This window comes from Curtobacterium guangdongense (assembly GCF_049341845.1).
Classification (GTDB): domain Bacteria; phylum Actinomycetota; class Actinomycetes; order Actinomycetales; family Microbacteriaceae; genus Curtobacterium; species Curtobacterium guangdongense.
This window is the reverse complement of the sequence record NZ_JBMPIT010000004.1, coordinates 333,022-348,438: the sequence shown is the minus strand read 5'-3', so window position 1 is coordinate 348,438 and position 15,417 is coordinate 333,022. Positions and strand designations below refer to the sequence as shown.

Here is a 15,417-nt window from a genome sequence, read left to right as displayed (position 1 = left end):
GGGGTGACGGCGCCGTGAGTCATGAACAGGGAGTGACAGCTCATGCAGCAACGCACGAAGAGAGCGGCACTCGCCGCATCGGTCCTCAGCGCAGCACTCATCGCGGTGCCGCTCGGATCAGGGTCCGTCGCCGTCGCCGGGGTCACCGCACCCCGTGGTGACATCGGTGACTTCAAGCAGTCGTTCGTCGAGAACTTCAGCACCGACGCCTCCGCGAACGGGGAATTCGCGAAGACGTACGACGGCTCGTGGCAGCCGTACCCGGACGAGGGCATCTACTCGTCCGGCTCGCAGATCAGCGCGCACGACGGGCTGATGGACGTGGAGCTCGACGGGTCGAACGGTGCCGCCGGCACGTTCGGGACCCCGGACGGCGCATGGTCGCACGTCGGTGGCAAGTTCACCGTGAAGGCGAAGGCCAGCGGTGGCGACGGGAACGGTGCGGCCTTCATGCTGTGGCCGACGTCGAACACCTGGGCGGACGGTGAGATCGACTACCCCGAGGGCAACTTCGACGCATCGCCGACCGGGTACCACCACTCGATGACGCCCGGCCAGGAAGCGAACCGCGCCACCATCGGCACCGGGGTGGACTGGCGGAAGTGGCACACGTACTCCGTGGAGTGGATCCCGGGCAAGTCGGTCACGTACCTGCTCGACGGCAAGGTGCTCCAGACCATCACGGACGACGTGCCGACGAAGCCGCACCGGTACATGTTCCAGGTCGGGAACTGGGGCGCTTCCGGGCACCTCTTCATCGACTGGGTCAGCACGTACGGCTACGTCGGCTGAACCCGCTCGACCCGCTGATCGACGCGGCCGGCGCGGAACACCGCGTCGGCCGCTCGTTCGCGGCGCACCGTCCACACCAGCAAGGCGGTGACGACCGCCGCGAACACGATGAAGCCCCAGGCCCACGGACCGAAGAGACCGTCCGAGACCGCCCCGTTCCCCGCTTCCAAGAGGACGAACGCCGGGAGCGCGAACGTCTGCCACTGGGCGAGACGGACCGTCTGCCTCGCCGTGCCGAGCACGACGAGGTCCAGGCTGTCCGGCACGGCCGCGCGCCCCACTGCCGCCGAGCCGACCCGGCGAGCCGTCCGGCGACCGAGCGGCTTCGCGACCGGTGACGGCCACGCCCGGAACCAGCCCCGCCGGAGGCCGACGATCCAGCTGGCGACGAGCAGGACCATGAAGAGCCCCGAGCAGACGAGCTGGAAGGTCGACGCCGCGTCGCCCCCGACGACACGGAACGCCAGCGCGAGCAGCATCGCGACGACGGAGACGGCGACGAAGCAGTTCTGCGCCCAGCGTGGCAGCGGACGGAACGGATCGGCGACGGACTCCTCCGCCAGCTGCTCCGCGAGTGCGAGGGCCCGCGGGTCGACGGGGGCGAGCGGGAGACGGGCAGCACTCACGCGGCGACCACCTCGCGCACCAGGTCGGCCACGAGTGCGGGCTGCTCGAGCCCCGGCAGGTGCGCCACCCCCGGCAGCACGCGCCCCGGCTCCTGCCCGATCCGCCGCGCGGTCTCCTCGTAGAACGGCAGGTCGGCGGGGATGTCGAGGTCGCCCCAGGTCGTCAGCACCGGGACCCGGATCTCGCCGAGCCGCGTCCACGCCTCCACTCCGGTCGACCCCGCCGAGTCCGGTGCGGCGACCTCGAGGATCCGCCGGTTCATGTCCTCGAACAGCGTCCGAGCAGCACCACCGACGCGTCCGGCAGGCGCCGCCGGCCCGTCGAGCCACAGGTGCGCGAGTGCGGCGATGCGGTCGTCGACCGAGGCGTCCGACGACTCGGCGACCTCGAGCAACGGTGCGGTCGCGGGGTCGAGCACCCAGTCGAACGGGGTGTCCTCGTCGGTCATCTCGGAGACGCCGGCGCCGATGAGCAGGACCCCGGCGATCCGGGCGGGGATCGTCAACGCGGCATCGAGCGCGAGTGCTCCGCCCATCGAGTTCCCGACGAGGAACACCTGCTCGAGCTCCAGGGCGTCGAGCACGGTCACGAGGTCGTCGAGGTGCGAGAACCCGGTCGGATCCGCGGCGGCCGGGGTGTCCCCGTACCCGCGACGGTCGTACGCGACGAGGTCGAGGTCGGTGTCCGCGAGCGCCTCGAACACGGTGGACCAGGACCGGCGGTCGGCGACACCCGCGTGCAGCAACACGATCGACTCGTCGCCACCGATGCGGCGCGATACCGCGATCGCGGCGCCGTCTGCGGTCGTGACGGTGAGCTGCTCTGCTGCCATGGCCCCGAACCTAGCCATGATCGCGCCGCCGGGTACACGGCGGACGCGACCGGAGCCTCCCGTCCGCTCAGCACCACCTTGGTTGTCTGGGTCGATGCGTTCCGTCACCGTCGTCGTCCCGGTGCTCGACGACGCCGACCAGCTGGCCGAGTGCCTGGCATCGCTCGCGGCACAGACGGTCCTGCCGACCGAGGTGATCGTCGTCGACAACGGCAGCAGCGACGGCAGCGCGGTGATCGCTGCAGCGGCCGGCGCGATCGTGCTGCACGAGCCGGTCCGCGGCATCGGTGCGGCGGCGAGCCACGGGTACGACGCCGCGACCTCGACCCTGATCGCACGGGTCGACTCGGACTCGGTGCTCCCGCCGGACTGGGTCGAGCGCGCCGCACGCCGGTTCGACGACCCCTTCGTCACAGCGGTCACCGGACCGGGACGGTTCCGCGGGCTGGGGCCGGTCGCCGCGGTGTTCTGGGACGTCGCCTACATGCGCGCGTACTTCCTGCTCATGACCGGGGCGCTGGCGCGTCCGCCGCTGTTCGGCTCGAACATGGTGATGCGACGGACCGCGTGGCTCGCGGTCCGTCACCGTGTGCACCGCTTCGACCCGCAGATCCACGACGACGTTGACCTGTCGATCCAGTTCGACCCCGCCTGGCGGACGGTCTTCGACCCGTCGCTGGTCGCGTCGGTGTCGGGCACGCCCGTCCGTGACGCCGTGGGACTGGTGGTCCGCACCCGGAAGGCGGGCAGGACGATGTGGACGTCGGGGATGCGCGCGTTCGCTCCCGGTCGGATCATGCGCCGCGTGCTCGCCGGGACGCGGGCCGTCCCCGTGGTGCGCCGACCGTGACCGAGGACGCTCCGGTGGTCGGGCACGTCGCGCCACCAGGCCTGCACTGCATGACGTTCAACGTGCGCCGTCCGGTCCCGCACCTGCGGCCCGGGCACCCGGACTCGTGGGTCCGGCGGGCGCCGGCCGTCGCCACGCTGGTCCGGTCCGAGACACCGCACCTGCTGGCCGTCCAGGAGGCAGTGCCCACCCAGGTGCAGCACCTCGGCACCTCCCTCGGGTCGCGCTGGCAGCCCGTGGTCACCGGGCGCGGACCGGGCGGCGGTGGCGAGCGCGTCGGCTTCTTCGTGGACACCGAACGGTTGCGGGTGGTGTCGGAGCGCACGATCGCGCTCGGACCGGACCCGTCGCGGATCGGTGCCAGGGCGTGGGGTGCGCCGTTCCCGCGGATCGCGGTCGTGTGCGAGTTCGACGACCTGGCCACGGGTGTGCGGTTCGCCGCCGTCGCGACGCACGTCGACCCGTTCTCGCCGCCGGCACAGACCCGGTCGGCGGAGCTCATCGGGCGGGTCGTCCGCGAGACAGGGCTCCCGGCCGTGGTGCTGGCGGACTGGAACGCCGGGGAGCGCTCGGCGTCGGCAGGGGTGCTCGCGGCGGCCGGGCTGGACGACACGTGGGTGCTGGCGGACCCGGCCGGACGCCAGGTGCCCGTCGGCACGTACGCCCGGTACCGCGCGCCCCGTCCCGGTCGTCCCCGGATCGACCGCGTCCTGGTCCGGGCGACCCCGTCGACCGGTGTCGTCGTCAATCGTGTGGCGATCTCGGCTCGGCGACCGGCCGGGGTCTGGCCGTCCGACCACCTGCCCGTGCACGCCGTCCTGCGATGGGAGCCCCGATGAGCCGTCCGCTCGTGCAGTCCGCCGCGTCCACCTTCCTCCGCCGCCCCCGCGGGTGGGAGTTCGTCGCGGACGTCATCCGCGTGCTCGCGCTCGTCAGCGTCCCCGTGGCGGCGGTCGGCTGGGGTGCGATCTCCTTCGCCGTGATGGGACTGTCCCTGCTCGGGGTCGTGCTCCCGCGGATCCTCGGGTTCCGGCCGGGGTTCGACATCGCGCTCTGCGTGCTGTCGGTCGTCGCCGGGTGGAGCAGTGTCCTCGACTGGTACACGACGGTGTTCGGGTGGGACAAGGTCGTGCACCTGCTGCTCATCGGTGCGTTGAGCGCCCTGGTGGCGATCGTCGCCGCGGACCTCGGGGTGCTGCCGGACGCCAGGTCGATCCACCTCGCGACCGCCGTCGTCATCTGCGGGACGATCGGTCTCGCGATCGGCGGGCTGTGGGAGATCTTCGAGTGGGCGGGGCACACGTACCTCGACGCGACGATCTTCGTCGGCTACGGCGACACGATCGGCGACCTCGCCGCTGACACCCTGGGCGCGGTGGCCTCGGGCTTCGTGCTGCGCTGGTGTGCCGGCGACCGGCGGGTGGTCGTCTCCCGCGGCTGAGCACGACCGCGGTCAGGGGCGGTACTCGTCCCGACGGCCGTGTGCCCGCGTCGTGGTCGGTGGGACGCGCGGCCCGGTCGCGCCGCCCGACCCGAGGGAGTCCATGACACCGGCCAGCACCTGGAGCACCGAGACGACGGTGGAACCGAGCCACCGGAGGATGCGCCACGCGACGCGCATCAGGCGGCGCTCCGTGCGGTGTCGTGCTGGCGTGCGGCGTCGTGCTGGCGTGCGGCGTCGTGCTGGCGTGCGGCGTCGTGCCGTCGCGCGATGTCGTGCTGTCGCGCGACGTCGGTGCGGAGTGCCGGGCAGTGCTCGGGCGTCGGGTGCTCGCTGATGTGGATGACCTCGTCGAGGCGGTCGCGCGCGGCCTCGAGCTCGGCGATCTGCGCCGTGATCCGGTCCCGCTCGTGGACGAGCAGCGCGGCGCTCTCGGCGGTGGCGACCCCGGCGTCGACGCACGGCATGAGCCGCGCGATGGTCCGGCTGGCGAGCCCCGCGGCGTAGAGCTGTTGGACGAGCCGGACACGGTCGACCGCCGCGACGTCGTACGTCCGCTGGCCGGATGTCGTGCGGGTCGCCGCGAGCAGCCCCTGCTCCTCGTAGTAGCGGAGCGACCGGACGCTGACGCCGGCCTTCGCTGCGAGGTCCCCGATGCGCATGTGTCCTCCCCGACTTGCACCTGACATGGATGTGAGGTCTTAGCGTACCTCCGTCGGTCCGGGAGGTGCCCGGTCGACGGAAGGAAACCATGGACATCGCCGGATCGGTCGCACTCGTCACCGGGTCGAACCGCGGCATCGGTCGCCGCTTCGTCACGCAGCTCCTGGAGCGTGGTGCCGCCAAGGTCTACGCGACCGCGCGCCGCCCCGAGCTCGTGGACATCGAGGGCGTCGAGGTGCTCCCGCTCGACATCACCGACCAGGCGTCCGTCACCGCCGCAGCCGAGCGCGCCGGGGACGTCACCCTGCTGATCAACAACGCCGGGATCGCGACGCAGTCCTCGCTGCTGACCGACGACCTCGAGAACGTCCGTCGCGAGATGGACACGCACTTCTGGGGGAACCTGTCGATGGTCCGGGCGTTCGCACCCGTCATCGAGCGGAACGGCGGCGGCACGATCGTCAACGTGCTGTCGGCCCTTTCGTGGTTCGCGTACCCCGGCAGCGGTGGGTACGCGGCCGCCAAGGCAGCGGAGTGGAACATGACGAACGCCGTGCGGCTCGAGCTCGTGCCGCGGGGCGTCACGGTGCAGGGACTCCACCTCGGCGCCGCCGACACCGACATCATGGCCGGGTACGAGGGCCAGATGATCGACCCGATGGAGGTCGCGATCGCGTCCCTGGACAGGGTCGAGCGGGACGCGGCCGAGGTCGTCGTCGACGAGTGGAGCGCGCTGGTGAAGGCGTCACTGGCGGCCGATCCGGCCGCGTTCTACGCGCAGTTCGGGATCTGACCACCGGACGGGAGGCTCGTGGCGGGCCCGCCACGAGCCTCCCGTCCGCCCGTTGGTCGCGACCAGGTCGCGCTGCTGGACTAGGTTCCAGGACATGCGCTCCCCGATCCCGTCGGTCGTCCGGCGGATCGACGGTGCCTTCGCGTGGCTCGCCATCGTCGCGGCCGCACTGCTGGCGGTCGTCCTCGCGACCCAGGCCTTCGCCCGCGGGTGGAGCCAGAGCTGGTTCGTGGTGCTCGTCTACCTGGTCATCGCCTACCTCGTGCTCCCCCGGCTGCACACGGCGCTCGCCGCGGTGTACCTGCCCGACTACTTCATCGGGCGGACCCGGACCCGTGAGGGCATCCTCGGCGACCCGGTGAACATCGCGCTGATGGGATCGGAGGAACAGATCCACACGGTGATGCGGGACGCCGGGTGGGTGCTGGCGGACGACCTCGGCTTCCGGGCGAACCTCCGCATCGTCGTCGCGACGCTGACCAGGCGGAGCTACCCGAACGCACCGGTGTCGAACCTGTACCTCTTCGGCGGACGGCAGGCGTTCTGCTACCAGCAGGAGGTCGGCAACAGCCCGGGCAAGCGGCACCACGTGCGGTTCTGGCGGACGCCGGACGACTGGCTGCTCCCCGGTGGACGCCGGGTCGAGTGGCTCGCGGCCGCGACGTTCGACAGCGGGGTCGGTTTCAGCGTGTTCACGTGGCAGGTCACCCACCGCGTCGCGCAGGACATCGACGCCGAACGCGACCACGTCATCGGGTCGCTCGGTCCTGCTGCGCGGGTCGACGTCATCGAGGCGTTCTCCGCCGGTTACCACTCCCGGAACGGCGGCGGGGACGCGATCCAGACCGACGGGGACCTGCCCGTCGCGGATCTCGGCGCGGTCGTCGCCGACGAACCAGCGCTCCAGGAGACCTCGCGTCGGGTCGGCCGTGTCCGACCGGGCGAGGTCGTCGCCGGCGTGCTGCTCATGGCGATCCGGCCCCTCGCAGCCGCCGCGCTCGTGCTCGCCCTCGTCACCGGGGTCGACATCGCGGGGCTGCTGGGATCGACGGCGGACACGGCCTCGCTCGCGACACCCGGGGTCCGCGTCGTGCTCGCCGTGGTCTTCGGCATCGTGTCGCTGTTCTGGTGGGTGCTCACCCTGCGCGTGTGGCTCGGTCGACCGTTCGCACGGTTCACGGCGATGACGCTGTCGACGATCGGGATCGTCACGGTCGCGACGGCCTGGATCGGCGGGACCGAATCGCTCACGATGCAGAGCGGGCTGGCGGGGTTCGCGCTCGACATCGCGATCCTGTTCGCGCTGTCCGGGGCGGAGTCCCGGCAGTGGACGCTCGCCCGCAAGCGTCGCCGTCGCCGGTCCCCAGGGGGCGTCGTCAGCCCGCGCGCGTAGCGTCGGACGGACACGAGAAGGCGAGAGACGATGGCGAAGAACACCAAGCACACCGGCACGCGAGCACTGCTGCTCGGCATCCTGAGCGGCGGTCGGAGCGCGACGCCCCTGGCCCTGCTGGCGTTGAACCGGGACCGCAAGGAGCTCACCGGTGCGTGGCAGGACTGGCCGATGTTCCGCACGCAGCTCGGCCGCGGGCTGCTCGTCGCCGGTGCCGTCGGGGAGCTCGTCGGGGACAAGCTGCCGAAGACCCCCAGTCGCATCGCGGCAGCCGGGCTCATCGGGCGTGCCGGATCTGGCGCCCTCGTCGGCGCGGCGATCGCCACGACTGGCAAGCGCGACCGCCGCGTCGAGGGAGCGGTCCTCGGCGCGGTCGGTGCGCTCATCGGCAGCTTCGCGGGCTACTTCCTGCGCAAGGCGATCGGGACCACGACCGGCCTCCGGGACCCGCTCGTCGCCCTCGGCGAGGACGCCGCGGTGATCGCGGGCTCGTCCAAGGTGATCACCGCGCGCTGATCTTCGGTCCGCTGATCGTCAGTCCTCAGGGATGACACGCTCGAAGCGCGACGTTTCCGTACCGTCGGGGTCCGGACCGTTGCGCTTCCCCGTGTCGAGGGCGTCGAGGGACCTGAGCTCCTCGTCGGACAGCGCGAAGTCGAAGACGTCGAAGTTCTCGGCGATCCGTCCGGGGTTCGTCGACTTCGGGATCGCGTTCCGTCCCTGCTGCAGGTGCCAGCGGAGCATGACCTGTGCGGCGGTCTTGCCGTGCGCCTCGCCGATCGCACGGATCGTCGGGTCGTCGAGCACGCTGACCCGCTCGTCACCGAAGCCGGGGTAGAACGTGATCCCGCCGATCGGGGACCACGCCTGGTCGAGGGTCCCGTGCTCGGCGTCGGCCCGCTGCACGTCCGGCTGCGTGAAGTACGGGTGCAGCTCGATCTGGTTGAGCGCGGGGACCACGTCGGTCTGGTCGAGGAGCGAGCGGAGGTGGTGCGGCATGAAGTTGCTCACCCCGATCGCGCGGACCCGGCCGTCGGCGTACAGCTGCTCGAGCGCCTGGTACGCGGCGACGGTCTTGTCGAAGCGGTCCGGTGCGGGCTGGTGCAGGATCAGCACGTCGACCGTGTCGAAGCCGAGCTTGCGCGTCGCCTTGTCGAACGCGTGCAGGGTCTCGTCGTACCCGTAATCGGAGACCCAGATCTTCGTCTCGACCACGATGTCGTTGCGGTCGACGCCCGAGGCACGGATGCCCTCGCCGACCTGTCGTTCGTTGCCGTACGCGGCGGCGGTGTCGATGTGGCGGTAGCCGACCTCGAGCGCAGTCCGCACCGCGTCGACCGTGTCCTCGGGGGAGCTCTGGAAGACGCCGAAGCCGATCGGGGGGAGCTGGACGCCGTTGTTGAGGGTGATGTTGTCCATGCGGGGAACGGTAGGCCGGTGCTCGGCGGTGCGACGGGTCCTGTCGGTACCTGCTCCGACGGTGCCCGGGTCGACCGCCGTGGTCACCAGCGCTCGTGCACCGTCGCGCGGAACCACCGGTCGTACAGCTCGTGCACGGTCGCGTCGAGACCAGGCACGGGGTCGAGCGAGCCGGCAGCAGCGTTGGAGCGGGCCTGCTCCGCGTTGCGCGCGCCGGGGATCGCGGCCGTGACGCCGTCCTGCGCGACGATCCAGGCCAGCGCCGCCTGCGGGACGGAGACGCCGTCGGGCAGTGCGGCGGCGAACTCCTGCGCCGCCCGGACCCCGTCCTCGAACGGCACGCCGCTGAAGGTCTCGCCCTGGTCGAACGCCTCGCCGTGGCGGTTGTAGGTACGGTGGTCCTCCGGGGCGAACTCGGTGTCGGTGGTGTACTTGCCGGAGAGCAACCCCGATGCCAACGGGACGCGCGCGAGCACGGCGACCCCTGCCTCCCGTGCGGCCGGCAGGACCGCGTCCAACGGCTTCAATCGGAACGCGTTGAGGATGATCTGGACGCTCGCGACACCGGGCCGCCCGATCGCGGTGAGTGCCTGGTCGGCGGTCTCGACGCTGACGCCGTACGCGGCGATCGACTGATCGGCGACGAGCGCATCGAGGGCGTCGTAGACGGCGTCGTCGTCGAACACGGGGGTCGGCGGGCAGTGCAGCTGAACCAGGTCGAGCGTGTCCTGCTGCAGGTTCGCCCGCGAGCGGTCGACCCACTCGCGGAAGTTCGCCGCACTGTAGTTCGACGGCACCTGGTCCGCACGACGGCCCATCTTCGTCGTGACCGTGACGCCGGAGTCGGCGTTGGCGCGGAGCCATCGCCCGATGAGCTCCTCGCTGCGACCGTCGCCGTAGACGTCGGCGGTGTCGAAGAGCGTGACGCCGGACTCGAACGAGGCGTCCATCACCGCGAAGGCGTCGGCGTCCTCCACCGGACCCCAGTCGCCGCCGAACTGCCAGGTGCCGAGGCCGATCACGGAGGTCTCACGGCCGGTGCTGGCCAGGGTGCGTCGCTGCATGGTCACGACGCTAGTCCCGCTGGGCCGTGTACTGGTGGAACCTCCTTCACCGCGCGTTCCGCTCCTACCGTGGAGGCATGCACGACGACACCAGCACGATCGAGACGACGATCCCCGCGGCCGGACGGCCCTCGTTGCGCGAGCGCGTCGCGATGTGGTGGACGGCGAACGCCGAGATCACGGAGCTCACCCGGGACCGGGAACGCGAAGCCCGGGTGCGCGACGAGATGGCGGTGCGCCTGGCTCCGGGGCCGTGGGCGATCGCCGACCTGTTCCGGCGCCGCTGAGGGCGCAGCCTTCAGTGCTGCGCCGGTCGCGCGCCGTCGCTGAACAGTCCGGCGGTGCCGAGCCGGACCCGAGCCCTGGCTCGGTCCTGGTCGTCGCCGAACCGGTCCACGCCCCACGAGAGCGTCGTCAGCAGCTCGAAGACGTCCTCGGCGCTCGCCGTGTCGGTCGCCGATCCGGCCGACCGGGCCCGCTCGAGGAACTCCCCCGTCCGCTCGGTCAGACCGGCGCAGAGGCTGCTGACGGGCGAGTCGTCGTCACCGATCGCACCCGCGATGCAGGTCGGCAGGTTCTGCCAGATCCGGAGCTGCCAGGTCACGCGGAACATCCACTCGGCGAGGGCGTCGTCGGCGGGCAGCTGCTCGAGGTCGCGGGAGTCGCGGAGCGCGGCGTGGAAGCTCTCCGCCATCACGGCCGCGAGGAGGTCTTCCCGAGTCGGGAAGTTTCGGTACAGGGTCGCGTTCCCGACGCCGGCCGCGGTCGCGATGCCGTCGATCGGCGCGAGGGTGCCGCCCTGCTCGAACACCTGTCGAGCGGCGGTGATGATCGCGTCACGGTTGCGTCGTGCGTCGGCGCGCATGGGCTTCGTGGTCGTCTGGTCCACGGCGTCTCCGTTCTGCTCGCTTTCGGTTGACAGAAGTGGGGGAACTCCCCACATACTGATCCGGGGACAATCCCCGTTTCATTCTCAACCTACAGGAGTGACCATGACTGAGCGACTCGACGACCGGATCGTGCTCGTGACCGGAGCGAACGGGGGGCTCGGCGAGGAGTTCGTGCGCCAGGCCCTCGAACGCGGCGCCGCCAAGGTGTACGCGACGGCTCGCTCACCGCGGCAGTGGGACGACGACCGGATCGTGCCGCTGACCCTCGACCTGACCGACGCAGGATCCATCGCGGCGGCAGCGGCGGCCGCTCCCGACGTCGACCTGCTCGTGAACAACGCCGCCATCGCCCCCAGCACCGACGGCTCGATCGCGAGTGCGGACGACGACGTGCTCCGGTCCGTCTTCGAGACGAACGTGTTCGGGACGATCAAGGTCTCCGGCGCGTTCGCCCCCGTGCTCGCCCGGAACGGTGGCGGTGCCGTGCTGAACGTGCTCTCCCTCGCCGCGTGGACGCCGATCCCGACCGTGTACGCCGCGTCGAAGGCGGCCGCATGGTCCGCGACGAACGGGCTGCGGACCGAGTTGGCGGCGCAGGGCACGACCGTGACCGGGGTCCTCGTCGGCATGATCGACACCGCGATGGGGGCACGGTTCGACGTGCCGAAGGTGAGCCCGGCGAGCGTCGTCGCGCAGGCGTACGACGGTGCGGTCGTGGGCGCGTTCGAGGTCCTCGCCGACGACGACACCCGGATGGTCAAGGGGCTGCTGAGTCGCCCCGCCGAGGACCTCGGCGAGGCGACCGCGCAGGCGATGGCGGCGATCGCGGGCTGAGCGCGGTGCGTGGGGTGCGCGCGGTCAGCGCGGCCCGTTCGCGCGTCAGCTGCCGAGTGCCGAGAGCTCCTCGAACTCGTCGTCGGTCAGCTCGATCGTCGCGCCCGCGAGGTTGTCCTCGAGGTGCGCGACGCTCGAGGTGCCGGGGATCGGCAGCACGACCGGCGATCGCTTGAGCAGCCAGGCGAGGGCGATCTGCGCCGGCGTGGCGTCCTTGCGCTTCGCGAGGTCGGTCAGCGGGGAGTCGTCCCCGGTCAGGCCGCCGGTGGCGAGCGGGAACCAGGGGATGAAGCCGATGCCCTGCTCGGTGGACCAGTCCAGGAGCTCCTCGGCGTCGCGCTTCTGCAGGTTGTAGAGGTTCTGCACGGAGACGATCGTCGCGATCTCCTGCGCGGCCTTCACGTCGTCCACCTGGACCTCGGACAGGCCGATGTGCCGGATCTTGCCCTCGTCCTGGAGCTTCTTGAGCTCACCGACCTGGTCCTCGAGCGGGACCTTCGGGTCGATGCGGTGCAGCTGGAACAGGTCGATGCGCTCGAGCCCCAGGCGGCGCAGGCTCATCTCGGCCTCCTGTCGCAGGTACTCCGGTCGACCGACGGGCGGCCACTCGTTCGGGCCCGTGCGGGTGAGGCCGGCCTTCGTCGCGATCACGATGTCGTCGCCGTAGGGGTGGAGCGCTTCGTGGAGCAGCTCTTCGGCGACGTAGGGGCCGTAGCTGTCGGCGGTGTCGAAGAAGTTCACGCCGAGCTCGACGGCGCGCTGCAGGACGCGGACGGCTTCGTCGTGGTCCTTCGGGGGTCCCCAGACCCCGGGGCCGGTGAGCTGCATGGTGCCGTACCCGAGGCGGTTCACCTCGAGATCGCCGCCGATGCGGAACGTACCGGAGGCGTCGGCGGGACGGGTGGTGGTGTCAGGACCTGTCGTCATGTGTCCGGTCTACCCCGTCCGGCCGCTCCGTCCTCAGCGGACCTGTCCCCCTGCCGGGCGCGGGTACGGGGTCTCGCCACGCTCCAGCATCCCGACGAGCTTCGTCAGCCGGTTCGTCCGCGCGGTCGCGCTCGGGGCGGTCGTGATCCGGTGCAGCACCGCGTACCGGTTCGTGGCGTCGAGGTCGGCGAACAGTGCGGCTGCGGCCGGAGCGGCGTCGAGCGCTGCCTGCAGGTCGTCGGGCACCGTGATCGAGGCGGCTCCGGCGTAGGCGCGGTCCCAGCGCCCGTCCTCCTTCGCGCGGTCGATCTCTGCCTGACCCCGCGCTCGCATCCGCCCTTCGGCGATGAGCGTCGCGACGAGTCCGATGTTGCGCTCGGACCACAGCGAGGCCTTCCGGCGCGGCGTGAACCGCTGCAGGAACGTCGCGGCGTCGAGGCTGCGCTTCTGACCGTCGATCCACCCGGAGCAGAGCGCCTCGTCGAGCGCCTGGGCGTAGGTCACGGATGTCGGCTCCGTCGTGCCCTTCTTCGCGAGGACGAGCCAGATCCCGTCGGAGGAGCCCTCGTTCGCGTCGAGCCATGCGCGCCAGGCTGCGGCGTCCACGACGACGAACGGCTCGATCTCCATGCGGCACATCGTAGGACGCGTCGATCGGATGGTCCGGACGTGACTGATGCGCGCGACTAGCGTCTGCGGCGAGCGACCGCCCGGTCGCCACGGCCGAGGTCGGCCACGAAAGGGAACACATCATGAGCAGCTCTTCCGCCTCGGGTCGGCCGACAACGGTCACCATCTCGTTCGTCCTCTGGCTGGTGACGGTCCTGATCGGGATCATCGGCGGCATCGTGGGCTTCGCTTCCTCCGGTTCGCAGGTGCAGGGGGCCGCCGGTGGCACCGCCCTCGTGATCGGTGCGGTCATCGCGATCGTCATCGCCCTGGTCGAGCTCTTCATCGTGTTCCGCATGCGCGACGGCCGGAACTGGGCCCGCATCGTGCTGCTGGTCCTGGCGATCCTGCAGGTCCTCGGCGTCGTGAGCGCGTTCAGCATCGTCGGCACGATCGGCCTCATCGCCGTGATCATCGCCACGATCCTGATGTTCCTCCCTGCCTCGAACGCCTACTTCCGGCGCTGACGCGGGCGGGCGCTGCGCGGGCCCCGCGCGGGTCAGCGAACCACGAAACGGACACAACACCGCGAGATTCCACGGTGTCGTGTCCGTTTCGTGGTTCTGTGTCCGCCGCCCGCCCCCGCGTCACACCCAGTTCGGCTGGGCGAACAGGCCGTCGGGGTCCGCCTGCTCGGCGATCCGGTGCAGCCGCGAGGTGTTCACGTCGAAGTACGCCGCCGGGTCCGTGATCGCCGCGTCGCAGTAGTTCGCGTACGCCCCGTCGCCCCACGCCGGCGCCATCGCGTCCCGGAACCCCCGCACGTACTGGTCGAAGGGCGCCGGGTCGGCACCGTTCTGGAACACCGCGGTGTACTGCACCGTGCAGAGCGCGGACCGCCACGGGAACGCACTGTCCGTCCGCCCGACATCGGCCACGACCCCGCCGAGGGCATCGAGCGCGACTCCGCCCTCGAGCACGCCGGACACCTTCGCAGCACCCGCCGCCTGCTGCACGAGCACGTCGATCTGGGCATCCGTCAACGCCACGGTCCCGATCGACGAGGTCGCGGCCTGTGACACCCGCTGCGCCTTCCCGCCGAGTTGTGCCATCGCGTGTCCGTAGGTCAGCTCGGTCGCCGTGTGCGACGTCGGCGTCACGCCGGTGGCCTGGATGAAACCGTCGACGCTGGTGTCTGCACCTGACTTCTCGCCGGTCCAGGTGCCGGTGATCGTCACGGTCGGCGCGCTGTGCCGGGATCCGGCGAGCAGCTTCAGCGTCGACCAGAGCTTCGGGTCCGCCTTCGGCGCCCAGTCCTGCCAGGCGCGCACGACGTCCCGAGCGGCCGACCAGGGGAACACGATGCTGAAGAGCAGGACGGGAGGCGCGTCCTGCGTCCGGAACGTCATCGACGTCACGACGCCGACGGTTCCACCGCCCCCACCGCGGCAGGCCCAGAACAGGTCCGGTTCGCGTGTGGCCGAGACCTCGTGCACGGCTCCGTCGGCGGTGACGACCGTGACTCCGGTGAGCTGGTCGCACGTCAGCCCGAAGGACCGCACGAGGACGCCGACACCACCGCCGAGTGTCAGCCCGCCGATGCCCACGGTCGGGCAGGATCCCGCGCCGATCGCCCGGCCGGCCTTCGCCAGCGCCGCGTACACGTCGCCGAGCTGCGCGCCGGGGCCGATCGTCACGGAGTCGCCGGAGACGTCGATCCCGTCCAGGGTCTGCGTGCTGATCACCAGCGACCGCGGGACGTCGGTCCCGGACGCACCGCCGGCCGACCACCCCGTGTACGAGTGGCCGCCGGCCCGGAGCGCCACCGGGGTGTGCGTGTTCCTGGCGAACGCGAGCCCGGCGACCACGTCGTCGCTGTTCGCCACGCGGAGGATGCCCTGCGGGTCGGCGTCGTCGTACCGGGGGTTCTCGAGCACGCGCGCGCCGTCCCACCCGTTCGAGCCGGAGCGCAGCAGCGTGCCGGAGACCGCGGCGGCCAGCGCGTCCCACGAGTCCGGGCCCGTGGGTGACGACGGTGTCGGGGTGGGACTCGGTGTCCGCGTGCGGGTCGGCGACGGTGACGGCGAGGGCCCGGTGCAGGCGGCCAGGACCCCTGCGAGCCCGAGCCCGACTCCCCCGGCGATGAGCCCCCTGCGTGTGGTCGTGCTGCGTGTGGTCGTGCTGCGTCCCTCGGTCACCCACCCTGTCTACGCGCTCCCTCTCCCACGCTCCCCCTCCCCCCTCCATCGAGGGAACAGAAAACGTCGGATCCCCCGGGCCCAC

At 71.5% G+C, this 15,417-nt stretch carries 20 protein-coding genes; 10 read left to right on the top strand and 10 right to left on the bottom strand.

Annotated elements, in window-relative coordinates:
* Positions 1 to 42 precede the first annotated feature (42 nt).
* Positions 43 to 792 (top strand): glycoside hydrolase family 16 protein, encoded by a 750-nt coding sequence (locus ACO0E1_RS08295; RefSeq protein WP_422873745.1) that lies wholly within the window; start codon positions 43 to 45, stop codon positions 790 to 792.
* Here ACO0E1_RS08295 and ACO0E1_RS08290 read toward each other — a convergent pair.
* Both ACO0E1_RS08290 and ACO0E1_RS08285 read right to left on the bottom strand, forming a co-directional pair.
* Entirely contained in the window at positions 780 to 1,418 is a 639-nt protein-coding gene (locus ACO0E1_RS08290) for a hypothetical protein (protein ID WP_422873744.1), read from the bottom strand. The genes ACO0E1_RS08295 and ACO0E1_RS08290 overlap by 13 nt on opposite strands.
* Positions 1,415 to 2,251 carry an alpha/beta fold hydrolase gene (locus ACO0E1_RS08285; RefSeq protein ID WP_422873743.1) on the bottom strand — a complete coding sequence of 279 codons (837 nt, stop codon included), beginning with the start codon at positions 2,249 to 2,251 and terminating at the stop codon, positions 1,415 to 1,417. The genes ACO0E1_RS08290 and ACO0E1_RS08285 overlap by 4 nt, the downstream gene beginning before the upstream one ends.
* Before the next feature lie 94 nt (positions 2,252 to 2,345).
* Here ACO0E1_RS08285 and ACO0E1_RS08280 point away from each other — a divergent pair, with 94 nt between their 5' ends.
* Genes ACO0E1_RS08280 through ACO0E1_RS08270 form a run of 3 tightly spaced genes read left to right on the top strand, consistent with a single transcriptional unit; the run spans position 2,346 to position 4,542 of the window.
* Positions 2,346 to 3,101: a glycosyltransferase family 2 protein gene (locus ACO0E1_RS08280; RefSeq protein WP_422873742.1), complete on the top strand. Its 756-nt coding sequence runs from the start codon at positions 2,346 to 2,348 to the stop codon at positions 3,099 to 3,101.
* Positions 3,098 to 3,940 (top strand): endonuclease/exonuclease/phosphatase family protein, encoded by an 843-nt coding sequence (locus ACO0E1_RS08275; RefSeq protein ID WP_422873741.1) that lies wholly within the window; start codon positions 3,098 to 3,100, stop codon positions 3,938 to 3,940. The genes ACO0E1_RS08280 and ACO0E1_RS08275 overlap by 4 nt, the downstream gene beginning before the upstream one ends.
* Positions 3,937 to 4,542 (top strand): DUF2238 domain-containing protein, encoded by a 606-nt coding sequence (locus tag ACO0E1_RS08270; protein ID WP_422873740.1) that lies wholly within the window; start codon positions 3,937 to 3,939, stop codon positions 4,540 to 4,542. Before ACO0E1_RS08275 ends, ACO0E1_RS08270 begins: the two co-directional genes overlap by 4 nt.
* A 12-nt stretch (positions 4,543 to 4,554) precedes the next feature.
* On the opposite strand, the gene ACO0E1_RS08265 is transcribed toward ACO0E1_RS08270, so the two are convergent.
* Complete coding sequence (locus tag ACO0E1_RS08265; RefSeq protein WP_422873739.1) at positions 4,555 to 4,722, bottom strand: hypothetical protein; 168 nt, start codon at positions 4,720 to 4,722, stop codon at positions 4,555 to 4,557.
* Positions 4,722 to 5,204, bottom strand: a complete 483-nt coding sequence (locus ACO0E1_RS08260) for a MerR family transcriptional regulator (protein ID WP_422873738.1) — start codon at positions 5,202 to 5,204, stop codon at positions 4,722 to 4,724. Before ACO0E1_RS08260 ends, ACO0E1_RS08265 begins: the two co-directional genes overlap by 1 nt.
* Before the next feature lie 89 nt (positions 5,205 to 5,293).
* On the opposite strand from ACO0E1_RS08260, the gene ACO0E1_RS08255 reads away from it, so the two are divergent.
* The 3 genes from ACO0E1_RS08255 (at position 5,294) to ACO0E1_RS08245 (ending at position 7,907) form a co-directional block, all read left to right on the top strand.
* Positions 5,294 to 5,998, top strand: coding sequence for an SDR family oxidoreductase (locus ACO0E1_RS08255; RefSeq protein ID WP_422873737.1), 705 nt, complete (start codon positions 5,294 to 5,296; stop codon positions 5,996 to 5,998).
* 94 nt (positions 5,999 to 6,092) lie between these two features.
* Positions 6,093 to 7,391 carry an LssY C-terminal domain-containing protein gene (locus ACO0E1_RS08250; RefSeq protein WP_422873736.1) on the top strand — a complete coding sequence of 433 codons (1,299 nt, stop codon included), beginning with the start codon at positions 6,093 to 6,095 and terminating at the stop codon, positions 7,389 to 7,391.
* Between the two features lie 30 nt (positions 7,392 to 7,421).
* Positions 7,422 to 7,907: a DUF4126 family protein gene (locus ACO0E1_RS08245; protein ID WP_420365816.1), complete on the top strand. Its 486-nt coding sequence runs from the start codon at positions 7,422 to 7,424 to the stop codon at positions 7,905 to 7,907.
* An 18-nt stretch (positions 7,908 to 7,925) separates the two neighbouring features.
* Here ACO0E1_RS08245 and ACO0E1_RS08240 read toward each other — a convergent pair whose 3' ends face one another.
* Positions 7,926 to 8,810 (bottom strand): aldo/keto reductase, encoded by an 885-nt coding sequence (locus ACO0E1_RS08240; RefSeq protein ID WP_422873735.1) that lies wholly within the window; start codon positions 8,808 to 8,810, stop codon positions 7,926 to 7,928.
* An 83-nt stretch (positions 8,811 to 8,893) separates the two neighbouring features.
* Positions 8,894 to 9,874 carry an aldo/keto reductase gene (locus ACO0E1_RS08235; RefSeq protein ID WP_422873734.1) on the bottom strand — a complete coding sequence of 327 codons (981 nt, stop codon included), beginning with the start codon at positions 9,872 to 9,874 and terminating at the stop codon, positions 8,894 to 8,896.
* Positions 9,875 to 9,951: 77 nt separating this feature from the next.
* Here ACO0E1_RS08235 and ACO0E1_RS08230 point away from each other — a divergent pair, with 77 nt between their 5' ends.
* Entirely contained in the window at positions 9,952 to 10,161 is a 210-nt protein-coding gene (locus ACO0E1_RS08230) for a hypothetical protein (protein ID WP_422873733.1), read from the top strand.
* 11 nt (positions 10,162 to 10,172) lie between these two features.
* Here the strand turns inward: ACO0E1_RS08230 and ACO0E1_RS08225 are convergent, their stop codons facing one another.
* Positions 10,173 to 10,763 carry a TetR/AcrR family transcriptional regulator gene (locus ACO0E1_RS08225; RefSeq protein WP_422873732.1) on the bottom strand — a complete coding sequence of 197 codons (591 nt, stop codon included), beginning with the start codon at positions 10,761 to 10,763 and terminating at the stop codon, positions 10,173 to 10,175.
* Positions 10,764 to 10,866: 103 nt separating this feature from the next.
* Between ACO0E1_RS08225 and ACO0E1_RS08220 the strand changes: the two genes are divergently transcribed.
* The gene (locus tag ACO0E1_RS08220) at positions 10,867 to 11,598 is read left to right on the top strand and encodes an SDR family oxidoreductase (protein WP_422873731.1); all 732 of its coding nucleotides are present in this window, start codon (positions 10,867 to 10,869) and stop codon (positions 11,596 to 11,598) included.
* A gap of 45 nt (positions 11,599 to 11,643) precedes the next feature.
* Here ACO0E1_RS08220 and ACO0E1_RS08215 read toward each other — a convergent pair whose 3' ends face one another.
* Together ACO0E1_RS08215 and ACO0E1_RS08210 are read right to left on the bottom strand one after the other, a co-directional pair.
* Positions 11,644 to 12,525 carry an aldo/keto reductase gene (locus ACO0E1_RS08215; RefSeq protein ID WP_422873730.1) on the bottom strand — a complete coding sequence of 294 codons (882 nt, stop codon included), beginning with the start codon at positions 12,523 to 12,525 and terminating at the stop codon, positions 11,644 to 11,646.
* Between the two features lie 33 nt (positions 12,526 to 12,558).
* Positions 12,559 to 13,155 carry a YdeI/OmpD-associated family protein gene (locus ACO0E1_RS08210; RefSeq protein ID WP_422873729.1) on the bottom strand — a complete coding sequence of 199 codons (597 nt, stop codon included), beginning with the start codon at positions 13,153 to 13,155 and terminating at the stop codon, positions 12,559 to 12,561.
* A 122-nt stretch (positions 13,156 to 13,277) separates the two neighbouring features.
* Between ACO0E1_RS08210 and ACO0E1_RS08205 the strand changes: the two genes are divergently transcribed.
* Positions 13,278 to 13,661, top strand: coding sequence for a hypothetical protein (locus ACO0E1_RS08205; protein ID WP_281266189.1), 384 nt, complete (start codon positions 13,278 to 13,280; stop codon positions 13,659 to 13,661).
* A gap of 120 nt (positions 13,662 to 13,781) precedes the next feature.
* Here the strand turns inward: ACO0E1_RS08205 and ACO0E1_RS08200 are convergent, their stop codons facing one another.
* On the bottom strand, positions 13,782 to 15,332 hold the full coding sequence (locus ACO0E1_RS08200) for an FAD-binding oxidoreductase (RefSeq protein WP_422873728.1): 1,551 nt from the start codon (positions 15,330 to 15,332) through the stop codon (positions 13,782 to 13,784).
* Positions 15,333 to 15,417 lie beyond the last annotated feature (85 nt).